Raw genomic sequence first — 12,896 nt, forward strand, 5'->3', positions numbered from 1 at the left:
GCTCACCCAACGCCTCAGCAGCCTCCACCAAAGACAACGGCGCCAACCTCAACTCACACAACACACCCTCACGCGCAGCCTGCGCCACCGCATCCCGCAACAAGCGCGGTGCCTGCCGCGGACGATACGCCAACGCCAGCACCATCCCCGGTACCGAACGCCGCAACAGATGACCAATCAACTCCGCCGACGCTGGATCCGCCCAATGCGCATCGTCCAGTGCCAACATCAATGGCTTGGACAATGCCAACTGATCGAACGCCGCCCGCACCGCACGATGGAACTCGAACCGTTCCACCTCCAAGCGGCTCGCCGGCTGTCTATCAACCCCCGACAGCGACGGCAACACCGCCGCCAACTCCGCCATCCGATCCGCACCCAACGCCGTCACCACGCGATGGTCCAAACCCGCGAATCGCTCATCCAGCGCCTCCACCACCATCCCGAAGGGAACTTCCCGCTCCAACTCCGACCCGCGCCCCGCAAGTACATCGAAACCTGCCGCACCCGCCCGCGCACACAACTCCCCGAGTAGACGCGTCTTCCCGATACCCGGTTCACCCAACAGCACCACCGCACCCGCCGAACCCGACCGAGCGCCCGCTAAGGACTCCTCCACACACCGCAACTCAGCGGCCCTGCCCACCAGAGTCACACCATGAGTACCCTCGGTACCAGCCACCGCCATCCAACCTCCAAACAACATCGAATTCCAACGAATACCAACCCGCCTACGGTCAGGATTCGCAACAGCCATGCTAGTCACCCCCACCCACCCGCACCCCGGACGTAAAAGTTCGTAATCGGATGGCCATCGCCGCGTAACTACACGGTGGTCTGCGGCCGCTGGGCCGGGTTCGGTCGGACCTTGGTGATCCCGCAGCACGTGCTGGAAACGAGGTCGAGCCGGGAGAAGCAGGCAATGCACGCGTAAGAATAGTGCGAAAAATGTCGAAGTAGCGCTACCGGTCAAGGATTTCGTATATCACCGTGTGACCATCGCGAACGACCGTCCGCACATGTTGTTTATAGACAGCTCGCATCCCATTCGGGCGGAGTTCCTGGACGTCGACATCGAATAAATCCGGCTCGCGTTGTGCGATGTGCACGCAGTGAGTGGTACCGATCGGAATTTCAGCCTCGATGGATTTCTCTAGATTCTCGGCGGGAGAAACATTGGCGGCATCTGGCGCGACAAAGTTCCACGCTGCCTTTCCGGCGCGGTCGATGTAGTAGGCATATTGAAACCCGAGTATCGCATCTGCTCCGGTTGTCGTTCCGCCAGGCCCGTTCCCCACCGTCAATCTGTCGGTTCGCTCGGCTTTGCAGATCAGAAGTGGCTGCTCGATCGGAACGGCAGCAGCAACTTTCTCCTCACTCCTGGTGATCATCATGACCGTTGCGCCGAAGGCGACTATCGACATCCCCAGTACGACCGCCAGCGCGGCACGAACCCGGTTCGTCCGCGAGCCGGTCGCCCGTGGTCTACGTACCAGTGATGCGAGCGTGAGTGCAACGATATCCGGGTCAAGCGCCCAGCTGGAAGTGGGCCGTGCTGTTGGCCGCGTGTGTAACCGCGGGTCGGCGTCGTCGGATCGAGTGTTCTGTAGTACCGAGTCGTTCGGGTGCCGTATGGGTTCCGACCGCTGTCCCCGCAGCTGACTCGGAAACCGGTCGGACGTGTCGGCCGACTGACTGAAATCCGACTCCGGCAATATCTCCGCATGGATGTCGCCAGGCCGATCGGATTTGCTGATTCCGGAACTCATCACTTTCCCACAAAGAAGTTTCACGCCAGCACAACGATGCAACTGGGGTGGTCGAGCCCACAACAAGACGCCTTCCCAATGGCGAGAGGACTGAAATCAGCCTAGGTTCGACGCACCCACTTCGGGTTGCGGAGGGCGGTCGGTTCGACCGTTGCACGTCATATGCCTCGAGGAAGCGGATGAAACGCGTAGTTGGAGGCTCTCGGCTACTGTGCTGCGTGCATCGTTGTCCGGCGCTTCATCCTGACGGACAGGGAGCGAGGCACTCGAGCGTGACGTGAAGGGTGCGATGTAATTCGACTTGCTCCGCTTCGGGTCGACTCGGGAATTCCGTCTGTGTCGCGAAGCGGAAGACAGTTGTTCCGTGCGACGGATTTCACACTGCGCAATGCTGAAAGTCCGGCGCCGCGCGCACGGCATCGGCAAATTACCGGCATCTCCGGTACCGCCTCCTGCCCGTTTATTCTCACCGAGCTCTACTTCAGCTCGATCAGATCCGCACCGGAGACTTGAACAAATACATCGGTAGGGTCGCCGTAGGCACTTCCCCCATGTGCCATGCCGTCGGAGAGTGCGACGATCACATCACGCCAACACGGTTGCACCTCAGAAAAGGACACATGCGGATCAAGCTGGTCGATTGCGTCTGTAATGTCCGTGAAAATTTTGGAAGCCGCATCCGTGTTGTCGTGCACGATGCAAGGTCGAGACCGCGTGGGCAGAGCCTTGCGAAACAACCAGCGCTTACCCGGCGTCGGCTCCGATCACGTCCGCTCCGGCGGACAACGGAGTGCACGCAAGTCCACCGATCCGCCACCGTGCGGGCCGGGCACTAAGGGCTGCCATCACCCCTCGGACGCTGTCGAGCCAGCGGCCGACGCTCTGATCGGTGACCTTTCGTCGGACTCCGGCCACCGACCAGTAAATGGAGGAACGCACAATGACAACCACAGCCGCGATATCGAGAGTCGAGGAAGGCGCGTATGTGATGCGCCGCGCGTACGCCGTGCACCATCCCCCGCGCTTGTTGCTCCGGCGTCCCCTGCCGCGGATCGGAACCGCATTGGCAGCCCCCGCCATCTGCGGGATCCTCGTCAGCGGCCACTGGCAGCCCACCAGAACGATGCAACTTCCCGTGCCGACAGCGGGAACGTTCTTCGAGTCCTGACCGTGACGCTGCTGTGGCGTGTTATCTCCCGCGGGCGCCAGCCCTTGCCTGCTCCGACAGATCTAGCCGCGAGTCTCGGGATTCGTCACTGATGGCACAACCGGAGATAGCCGCTGTCTTTTCGGGTTGCTGGCCTCCGGTCGTTGCGGCGAACCCGTCGGCGGCGCGGGCCACAGAGTTGAGACCTGCCTGCTCGGTGCCACGATGGCGGCATACCTCCAGCCAGGTGCCACGAGTAGAGCAGCTTCACGCTCTTGCTCGAGTCATCGACCGACTCGCTGTCGCTTGCGTCGCTGCGGATCTCGCGGTGAAACCGCGTTCGCTGTATGCGACCCCGCTGGTGCACTCGGCCGGGCACCATCAGTCGACAGAATTTCCGACGTAGTCCACGGGCGCCGACGCCTCCTGTCCCGACTCAACCCATGAGGTCGGTACCGACGGTATCGGATTGCGCGAGCTATTCAGATCAAGAGGATGAATATGAAATGGCAGTCCATCCAGCCGTCAGCGAGAGATTCCGACATCTCCGAGCCGGATGGGTCACTGAGAAGCAGAGAGTATCCGCCGTGCTCCGCGAACCCAGGAAACTGGGATTTGGAGATCGGATCACCGCTGGTGTGGCGGCAATCGGCGCAGATCTGCCGGCAGTGTCCCGCGCTCGACGATTGCCAGCAATTGGTCGAGGACATGCGGCGTAAACAATTACCTCCTCGATGCATGATCTGGGCAGGTGTCGGCTATGACTATCGAGGGCGTCTGGTCCCGGATTTCGATAAGTATGGAAACCAGCCCAGACAAAGGCGACGCATTACGAGTATCAGCCGAATAAGCGGGAAAGGGGCCGTACCAGGGATGTGATCCGCTGGTCGGTGGCTGGTGTGGGCACCACTGACCTGTCGAATCAAATATCGAGAATGACGTCGATTTGCTGATCTAGGCATCGTCAAGATGATTGTCACGTTGGGAGAGCTGCCTTGCCAAACCCGAACGGCATTCTCGGGAACAGGAACTTCCTGCTTTTGTGGTCGGGCAACGCTATCTCGCTTGTCGGCTGTTACTGCATCTCGATAAGTTATCCAATAATTGTGCTGGCCATGACCGCATCGCCGATCATGGCAGGTTGGGTTGCGTTCTCGTTCACGTTGGCGACGCTACTTCTTCAACTGCCTGCGGGAAAAGTCGCGGACAGCTTCGACCGTCAACGCATCTTGATGGTGTGTCAGACAATTGGACTGGCTTCCGTAGCGCTTGCCGCGCTGATTGCGATCCTCCGACCACCGGGGGCGGCGTACCTGTGGTGTTTCACGGCGTTTATCGAGGGTAGCGCGTTGGTTTTGTTCCAAATCTGCGAAACGCCGGTTGTTCGCGACGTTGTGCCAGAGGAGCATCGAATGAAGGCTTACTCATTTTTTGAGGCCCAACAGCCTATCGCGATTATGGTGGGTCGTGCATTCGGTGCCGCTATCGCTGATATAGCCAGATTGCTGCCGTTCTTCGTGAACGCCCTGTCATATCTTTTCTGCCTGGCAACCCTGTTCGCGATGAGGGACGCAGACCGAGCCGATCGGTCGCGCTCGGTAAGTCGTCCCGAGCAGACGAAAACCCTCGTGATCGACGGCATTCGTATCGTGTGGCGCCATCGATTCCTCCGCACTACAACACTGATCGCGGGCCTGAGCAGCATGATCGCTCAAATGGCGATAATGCTGATTCTGGTACGAGCACGCAGCTATGGCGGAGCAGCATGGACGGTGGCGGTGGTTCTCGGTGCAGGTGGCATCGGCGGCCTGATCGGGGCGTTCGTCGCGCCTCACCTGCTTCGTTTGTTCGCCACCACAACCGTCTACCGTTGCGCGCTGTTGACGTGGGCGATGGTCTTCTGCCCGTTCGCTTTCACATTCGATACGCGTGTCTTGACGGTCTGTTGGTGCGGCGTGGGCTGCGTCGGCACGATTATTGGCGTCGCGTTGACCACGGTACGAATGCAGGTGCTGCCTGACCACGTCCTTGGCAGAGCAATGGCCGCGATAGCGACTTGGAACGCCGGGGCCGCCGCTCTCGGTCCTTTGACGGGAGGGTACCTGATCAATTGGCTGGGAACGGGAAAGACGGGACTTTTCATAGCCATCGGCATGTGCGGCACGGCATTGCTCGGCCTCCATCCTACGACTGCATACGATCCCGAGTACTTTCGCCGCGCATTACGCGCAAGCACACAACAAGACACTGTATGACGACGCTCGGCAATATTGCTACCAAAATCTATCTTCAAGACGATCCCCACAATGTTGTGCAGATGCCGTGCCGTGATCCTCCGTTGCGGTCAATGGAACGGAGTCTGTGCATCACGGTGCGATGTGATTAACAAAAGGAGATACAAGATGAACCGATCGACGATTTCTCTCGACAGCTCTATTGGCGACATCGAGCGATTGCTGAAGGAGGTCAGCCCAGCTCTGCAATCTTCGATCAGACGCCAGATGGCCTCGTCGCTGCATGCGGCGCCGGCCGCGTTCCAAGCGTTCATCGACTACCAGTAACGAGTCACCAGGACGCTGATCCTACTGATGTCCACGGCCTGCGCTCGTCCTGCGCGCGACACCTGAACAGGCGCCAACGTTGGCAGCTGATCGATCGCCAGCGGCTTTCTGTTCTCGTTCTCAATCGCCGGAATTCTTTCGAGTGGGCCGGGTGATTCGCCTGCGGTCCAGATTGCCCATCTGGACCGCAGGGTTCACCTCAGTTGTAACACCACAGCGCAACACGGCGTCCGGTTTGTATTACTTCTGCACTTGTCGAGGTGTTAAATAATGACCGATTTGAGCTCGAGTCCGTGGCCATCGGTAGGATTGGATGTCGATGCACTCCGATCGTCCGGATGGCGCCCGTACCCATTCAATGAATTCGTGATCAAGATTCACAGCCGGTGCAACCTGGCTTGCGACTACTGCTATATGTACGAAATGGTCGACCAAAGTTGGCGCGACCAACCGATGGTGATGACCGAGGAAATCTTTATCGATACGTGCCGCGGCATCGCCGATCACGTCAGTCGCTTCGAAATCCCCGCCGTCAGCCTTGTTTTTCATGGCGGTGAGCCCCTACTCGCGGGCCACTCCCGGTTCGAGTTCTTTGCGCGTCACGCCCGAGAACAGTTGGGACCACGAGTCGAGGTGCGGTTGGGTGTGCAGACCAACGGGGTGCTCATCGATGAGGAGTTCCTTCGGATCTGCGACCAGTGGGACGTAGTTATCGGCGTAAGTATCGACGGCGGTCGTGATGCTCATGATCGCCATCGCAAGTCACGTCGCGGCGACGGAAGTTTCGACGACGTGGCACGAGGCGTGACGCAGCTGCGAAAACACCGGAACAATAGACTGTTCGGTGGCCTACTCTGCACAATCGATCTCGCTAACGACCCGATCCAAACGTATGAAGAACTACTTGCGTTCCGTCCACCGGGCGTTGATTTCCTTCTGCCGCACAGCAATTGGCAATCACCTCCCCCGGGTAAGATTGAAGATCAGGCGGCGGCTCCATACGCCGAGTGGTTGATTCCGATTTTCGATCACTGGTACGGCGCTCCGGAACTGGATACCCAGATTCGTCTTTTCGACGACATCATTCGTGTGCTTCTCGGCGGGGAAGGACGCGGTATATCGGTAGGGCTCACACCTATTCAGGTCGCCATCATCGAAACCGATGGAACCCTCGAACAAGTCGATTCGTTGAAATCGACATTCGCCGGCGCGACCCGGATCGTCACAATCGCAGACATGGGTATGGGTGACCGGCTGAACCATGCGCTGTGGGATCCAGGGATTGTGGCTCGCCAGATCGGCAGTGCGGCGCTGAGTGACACGTGCATGTCGTGTTCGCTTAGGGATATCTGCGGAGGTGGAGACTATGTGCACCGGTATCGCGCAGACACCGGGTTCCGGAATCCGTCGGTTTACTGCAGTGATCTCGCCGCGCTGATTCGGCATATCAAAGCCCGGCTTGAAGATGACCTCGATAAGGTGACAATAAAGTGACATCCACCGATACTTCGAATATCGAATCCGCGATCATCGAACTCGGGTCCGGATATGGAACGGACGAAACCGTCGTTGCGCTAGCAGAGGAGGCATTTCGAGGTCGCCTGATCCTCTTGCACGCACTACTGGCAAGGCTCGCAGCGGATCGGCCTGACGACTTCGTGCATGTCGAATCCGCGCACCGATCGCTTGCGGACCTGCTACAGGCTGGTTCCGATTCGGTCGCGGAGTTGTTGTCGTACCCGCATGTCGGAAACTGGCTCACCTCGATCTTTCGGCGTCTAAACTTCACTGATCATGATGCCGCACAACCGATTCCGCTATGGGCCGACCTCGGTTACCTGGGCTGGCTCGCCGCGAGTGGGCAAATCATCGCCGGCCGTCCCGGTGCCGTGCAAGTGGTAGTTCGCTCCGGGGTGGTGATGCTTCCGCTTATCGGTATGGCCCGATTAGGCGATGCCACAGAACACGGACATTGCACGCTCCGTTGGTCAGCCGACGGCGTACTGACTTTCGACTATCGCGACATCACGCTTGTGGTCGCTTCACACGATTCGGAAACTACGCCGGACTGGCTACCGCTACGCAGTCTGGACGTGGGTGATTCGGCACACCGCCTTTATCTGGACGACCTCGATCCGTTCCGCGACTTCGACGTAAAATTGCCCGATCTCTTCAAATTGCCGCCGGATCCGCTGGGCGTCGCAGACGCTCTGTCCTGGGCTGAACATTTTCATGGCGCCTGGCAGATGCTACGCCGTGATTTCGCACGATATCACGCTCCGATGTGCGCAGGCTTGCGCGTAATTGTGCCGCTCACCTCGAAGCCGGGCACGACCGGTCAGAGTTGGACTTCGCCAACCGGATTCGGGGCAGTCTATTCGACCGCGCCCGAAGACTCCTGTCAATTGGCTCTCACGCTCATTCACGAATTCCAGCACGCGAAATTCAGCCTGGTGGCCGATCAGGCAGTGCTGTTCGAGCCGGACACGACAGCGCGATTCTATGCTCCGTGGCGCATAGACCCGCGCCCGGTATACGGGCTCATGCATGGGATCTATGCATTCTTCGGTGTGACCGATTTCTGGCGTGTGCACCGACGTTCGAGTTGTCATCGAGACCTACGCGCCGAGATGGAATTCGAATGTGGCCGTCGCCAAGTAGCAACTGCCCTAGAGCAAGTCTTGTCATCGGGGGTGCTCACTCCGACCGGGGAGAAGTTTCTCTCGGTGCTGTCCGACGGCATGGCCTCATGGCAGTCCGAAGATATTTCCGCCGAGGCTCGTGAAGTCGCCGCCGAGGTCTCGATCTGTCTCGAGGCGTTCTGGCGAGTGCGGAATCTGAAGCCTGCCTCCAGCGATGTGGCAGCCCTTGTCGATAGCTGGTTGGATGGCTCGCCTTCAGCTGGTGAACTGCCTCAGGCCGCGATTGTAGACCAGGAAGGGATACCCACCGGTTACCACAGACTCACCTTACCGCACGCGCTGACACGACATGCGGCCATGTCCGCTTCGCAGAGCGCCGAGGACGATGGCTCCGGAGATTTCGCATGCACGATTGGGAATTTCGAGCAAGCTTCGGCTCGCTATGTAGCGGAATTACACCTTGACCGAATCCGCCCGCAGACCTGGGCAGGCCTCGCCCTCGTGTTGCCACAACTGCACGCCGAAGCCGATCTAACACTGCTTCGTGAGCGCACTGAAATTGTGGCACACGTGTATCGCGCTCTTGCCGATCGTGGCGTCACCTTCGACATTGTCCAACTTGTTGACTGGCTTACACCACAATAATAGATCCGAAATCCATACAGGAGTGCCATGATCCCATCTCCCTCGAGTGGGCAGCTGCTCGCCGCTTATTCGGATCTGTGCAGCGACACGGGGCCCATTCACGCACGCGTCGCTGCTGAATTCGGTACCAGATTGCAAACCGGCGCGGAGATTCCGGCGAATCAAGCTATGCCTCCCCTCCATCTGCGAGCATCGATCACCCTGGATGAGCCGAGCGTGCCGTACCTGGAAGATCCATGCCTTTTGCCGATCGACAAACGTACCGGTCCCTGGCAGATCCTGTGCAGGCTCATCGATGAGTGGTACTCGTTGGGACCAGCGCAGCAGCTCCGCGTTGCGCGCGTTCTCGCCAAACTTGCGTTCTGGAACTTCCTGGCAGAATTGATCCAACCCCATGATCTTGCCGGTCAGACATCGGAGGCGTTGGCTTTGTCGTATCTGCGTGTGTTCTCGCGATGCCAACTCGACCCGCAGGACACCGACTCCGCAATGCAGCTCGCCGAGATCGGCATGGCACGGGCGACCAACGAGCAGTTGCCTTTGGAAACTCGGTTGGCATCGGCCGTCAACCTCACGGTTCATTACGTGCGGAGACGACAAGACGACGCGGAGGTGCGCAAGTGGTCCACCTATGCCGAAAGGCTCTGGTCGTCGCCAGATGCGGACAGCTTGCCTTGGGTACTGAAAAGCGCGTACTGGCGCGGAGTCAGCTTCATCCCGTATCGCACGGGCGACCACAAGTCGGCGGCCGAGATGCTGGACCGGGCAGAGGAATCCGCGGTGGAGGCGCTCGAGCAGTCGACAGATGATGACCGCATCTTCGCGGTGGAGAACTTCCACCCGCTTTTCGAAACGCGCGGTCGTGCGGCATGGGACGCGGGAGATCTCGTCAAGGCTGAGAGCTACTATCGGCGGCTGGTGGATCACGACCCGTGGGATTCGAAAGCCCACATTCGCTTGGCCGATTTTCTCCGTGGAACTGGAAGGAACTCCGAGGCCCGAAAGCAGTACGTGGAAGCAGCGGGTCTCGGCGCGCCCTGCACGCTCTATGCACGCGAACGACTGAGGGAATACACCTAGGCGTAATACGGGCGGAGGCGCATTCGTTCGAGGCGGCATATTCAGATGGATCTTCGTTATACGGAGCCGGCGGTCGGCGGGTTGGCGAGCCTGCGGTCGCCGGCGGGCCGCGCTCTGTTCGCCCGAGCTGGTCGCGAGCGGGCCTGCCGATTTCGACGGGAGCAAATACGTTGAGTGACAGACCCTTTCGCTTCGGGGTTCGCTTCGGAGCCAATTTGTCGAGCAGCGGTTCGGTGTCCTGGTTACAGGATCAGGCCCGAAAGGCGGAGGACCTCGGCTATGACGTGATCATGCTTCCGGACCACCTGGCAACTCCCGCGCCATTCCCCACCCTGGCTGCGCTTGCGGCTGTGACGACCAGGCCGCGGCTGGGCACCTTCGTTCTCAATGCGGCCTTCTACAACCCGGCACTGCTCGCCCGCGAGGTGTCGTCCACCGATCTGCTGATCGACGGCCGCCTCGAACTCGGGCTCGGTGCCGGTTGGGCTCGAAACGAGTTCGACGAGGCGGGATTACCGTTTCCGACCCCGGGTCAGCGCATCGCCCACCTCGAGCGGACGATCACCGAAATCCGGCGCCGGTTCGCTGCGGGGGATCCGCCGACGCGGCAACAACCTGCACCACCGATTCTCGTAGGCGGCAGCGGGGATCGGCTGCTCGCCGCAGCCGCGATCCACGCAGACATCATCTCGTTGGCGAGTGTGCCGACGACCGGACGTCCGGTCACCACGGACGCCGTCGAGCGGGCGCTCGAAGAGCGAACAGGATATATCCGCGCCGCGGCCGGGCGACGGATCCAGGAGCTGGAACTCGGGCTGACGCTCGGCGCGGTGTACGTTGACGGTAACGGCAAGTTCGACCTGACGTTGCCGCGGATGGCGGCACCTGATCTGGCTGATGACGAGCTGTTGGCACTGCCCGGAGTGCTGCACGGTTCGCCCGGAAACATCGCCGAAACCCTCCAACGATATCGAGAGAAGTACCATCTGACGCACTTCGTCGTACCCGCCACAAGCATGGTCGGCTTCGCAGAGGTGTTCAGCCGAATTCGTTGATCACCGACATCGGTGGGTGGGGTAGATGCCGATGTCATAACCGGTACTGCGGCGAGAGACATGGTCAGGTGGCATTTGTCGACCACGCGCAGTTCACGCAAGATTCGGACACACCTGGAAGTGGCGTGGAATCGATGGCCCGCGGTGGCTGGGTGCCGACCGCGATCGGGCCAGCCCGTTCCCAACCGTCAATCTGTCGGCTCGCTCGCCTCGCATCCGGCACCGTCTCGCACGGCGTCGCTAGATTGCCGACACCTCCGATTCCGCTTCCGAACCGATCATTCTCGCCGAGCTCTACTTCAACTCGATCGGATCCGCACCAAAAACTTTAGAGAATACGAACGATAGGGTCACCGTAGGCACTTCCCCCATGTGCGATGCTGTCGGCGAGTGCGACGATCACATTACGTCAACACGGTTGCGCTTCGGAAAAGGACACATGCAGATCGAACTGGTCGATTGGATCTGTGAAGTCCATGAATTTTCTGGAAGCCGCATCCGTGTTGTCGTGCATATACCGTGCCGATACCGCGTAGACAGAGCCGCACGAACGAACCAGCACGTTCCCGGCCTCGACTTCGATCGCGTCCACTCCAGTGGACAACGATGTACCCCGCGAGTCGTCCAACTACCGCCGTGCGGGTCGGGCACCGCGAGGCTGCCATCACCCCTCGGACGCTGCCGAGCCGGCGTCCGCGGCCTCCAGTGAGACATTTTGCTGCGCGACTCGAAAGGAAAACAGTGCGCTCCATTACGATCGTAGGTGCTGGTCAGGCCGGATTACAGCTGGGCATCGGCCTGCTCGATGCCGGGTACGAGGTCAAAATTGTTTCCAACCGCACACCGGAGGAAATCTACAACGGCCGCGTCAGTTCCAGTCAATGCATGTTCGGCACGGCCTTGGCCCGTGAGCACGCGCTGGGCATAGACTTTTGGGCGCAGCGATGTCCGGCTGTCCGCGAGATGTCATTCACCGTGACAGATGGAAACGGCGGCAAAGGAATTTCTTGGAGTTCTCTCCTGGATCTCCCCGCGCAGTCGGTCGACCAGCGGTTGAAGATCCCGCGGTGGATCGCTGAATTTGTCCGGCGTGGCGGAACTTTGGAAATTCGTGATGCGACCATAGATGATCTCGAGGACTATCGGCGAGACGCCGATCTGGTGCTGGTCGCAGCGGGCAAAGGCAGTATCGCGAACCTTTTCGAACGCGACAGCGAACGATCGATATTCGTGAATCCGCAGCGTGCGCTCGCGCTCACCTATGTGACCGGGATGACGCCGCGAACGTCGAGTTCCGCGATCTCGTTCAATCTGGTTCCAGGTGTTGGCGAACTCATCGTCTTTCCCGCACTGACGACCACTGGTCCGTGCGAGATCATGTTGTTGGAAGGCTTACCCGGCGGACCGATGGATTGCTTTCGTGGAGTTACCGATCCCCAGCAACATCTCGAAGTCACCAAGCGTGTGGTCGCCGAATACCTTCCATGGGAGGCCGAGCGTTGCGGAGATGTCCAATTGACCGACGAACTCGGTGTGTTGGCTGGCCGTTTCGCGCCGACGGTGCGCCGCCCCGTCGGCAAGCTGCCATCGGGTGCGTCTGTGCTGGGCATGGCCGATGTCGTCGTTCTGAACGATCCCCTTACAGGGCAGGGATCGAACAACGCCAGCAAGTGCGCTGCGTCCTACTTGTCGAGCATTCTGGAGCACGCCGACCGGGCCTTCGATGAGCGCTTCATGATTGAGACATTCGAACGCTACTGGGATTACACGCGGTACGTCGTGAACTGGACCAACACTCTGCTAGGCCCCACTCCGTGGCACGTACTGCAACTCGTGCGGGCCGCGGGATCGAATCCGCGCATCGCGCGGCGCTTTGCCAATGGATTCGACGACCCGCGTGATTTTTTCCTCTGGTTCATGGAATCTACCAGTGCTCAGACATATCTAAACGAGTTCTCCACGGTTGCATGAACACTCGGAGTCCGCACAGAGTCGCG

11 protein-coding genes are annotated in these 12,896 nt (G+C 59.8%); 8 read left to right on the forward strand and 3 right to left on the reverse strand.

All coding sequences use genetic code 11. The features are described 5' to 3' along the window. The 3 genes from AB0C34_RS23745 to AB0C34_RS23755 form a co-directional block, all read right to left on the reverse strand. Positions 1–646 (reverse strand): AAA family ATPase (locus AB0C34_RS23745; RefSeq protein ID WP_357076883.1); only part of this gene is annotated, 646 nt, incomplete at its 3' end. Positions 647–962: 316 nt separating this feature from the next. Beyond that, complete coding sequence (locus tag AB0C34_RS23750; protein WP_357076886.1) at positions 963–1,424, reverse strand: hypothetical protein; 462 nt, start codon at positions 1,422–1,424, stop codon at positions 963–965. An 821-nt stretch (positions 1,425–2,245) separates the two neighbouring features. Continuing rightward, a complete protein-coding gene (locus AB0C34_RS23755; protein ID WP_357076889.1) occupies positions 2,246–2,464 on the reverse strand; it encodes a hypothetical protein in 219 nt (72 codons plus the stop codon). 245 nt (positions 2,465–2,709) lie between these two features. Between AB0C34_RS23755 and AB0C34_RS23760 the strand changes: the two genes are divergently transcribed. The 8 genes from AB0C34_RS23760 (at position 2,710) to AB0C34_RS23795 (ending at position 12,870) form a co-directional block, all read left to right on the forward strand. Beyond that, the gene (locus AB0C34_RS23760; RefSeq protein WP_357076892.1) at positions 2,710–2,937 is read left to right on the forward strand and encodes a hypothetical protein; all 228 of its coding nucleotides are present in this window, start codon (positions 2,710–2,712) and stop codon (positions 2,935–2,937) included. A 974-nt stretch (positions 2,938–3,911) separates the two neighbouring features. Continuing rightward, entirely contained in the window at positions 3,912–5,171 is a 1,260-nt protein-coding gene (locus AB0C34_RS23765; RefSeq protein WP_357076895.1) for an MFS transporter, read from the forward strand. A gap of 147 nt (positions 5,172–5,318) precedes the next feature. After that, entirely contained in the window at positions 5,319–5,477 is a 159-nt protein-coding gene (locus AB0C34_RS23770; RefSeq protein ID WP_357076899.1) for a hypothetical protein, read from the forward strand. Between the two features lie 366 nt (positions 5,478–5,843). Beyond that, positions 5,844–6,971: an FxsB family cyclophane-forming radical SAM/SPASM peptide maturase gene (locus tag AB0C34_RS23775; protein WP_357076902.1), complete on the forward strand. Its 1,128-nt coding sequence runs from the start codon at positions 5,844–5,846 to the stop codon at positions 6,969–6,971. Between the two features lie 164 nt (positions 6,972–7,135). Beyond that, positions 7,136–8,764 carry an HEXXH motif domain-containing protein gene (locus AB0C34_RS23780; protein ID WP_357076905.1) on the forward strand — a complete coding sequence of 543 codons (1,629 nt, stop codon included), beginning with the start codon at positions 7,136–7,138 and terminating at the stop codon, positions 8,762–8,764. A gap of 27 nt (positions 8,765–8,791) precedes the next feature. Next, positions 8,792–9,844 (forward strand): tetratricopeptide repeat protein, encoded by a 1,053-nt coding sequence (locus AB0C34_RS23785; RefSeq protein WP_357076908.1) that lies wholly within the window; start codon positions 8,792–8,794, stop codon positions 9,842–9,844. Between the two features lie 170 nt (positions 9,845–10,014). Beyond that, positions 10,015–10,899 (forward strand): TIGR03621 family F420-dependent LLM class oxidoreductase, encoded by an 885-nt coding sequence (locus AB0C34_RS23790; protein WP_357076911.1) that lies wholly within the window; start codon positions 10,015–10,017, stop codon positions 10,897–10,899. 741 nt (positions 10,900–11,640) lie between these two features. Next, positions 11,641–12,870: a styrene monooxygenase/indole monooxygenase family protein gene (locus AB0C34_RS23795; protein ID WP_357076914.1), complete on the forward strand. Its 1,230-nt coding sequence runs from the start codon at positions 11,641–11,643 to the stop codon at positions 12,868–12,870. The last annotated feature ends 26 nt before the right edge of the window (positions 12,871–12,896 follow it).

The sequence above is a fragment of the Nocardia sp. NPDC049220 genome (assembly GCF_040647855.1).
Taxonomy (GTDB): Bacteria; Actinomycetota; Actinomycetes; order Mycobacteriales; family Mycobacteriaceae; genus Nocardia.

What these genes read in the sequence shown, in the direction of transcription:
- AB0C34_RS23785 (WP_357076908.1), top strand. Translation starts at nt 8,792, where the DNA reads ATGATCCCATCTCCCTCGAGTGGGCAGCTGCTCGCCGCTTATTCGGAT.
- AB0C34_RS23760 (WP_357076892.1), top strand. Translation starts at nt 2,710, where the DNA reads ATGACAACCACAGCCGCGATATCGAGAGTCGAGGAAGGCGCGTATGTG.
- AB0C34_RS23770 (WP_357076899.1), top strand. Translation starts at nt 5,319, where the DNA reads ATGAACCGATCGACGATTTCTCTCGACAGCTCTATTGGCGACATCGAG.
- AB0C34_RS23750 (WP_357076886.1), bottom strand. Translation starts at nt 1,424, where the DNA reads ATGTCGATAGTCGCCTTCGGCGCAACGGTCATGATGATCACCAGGAGT.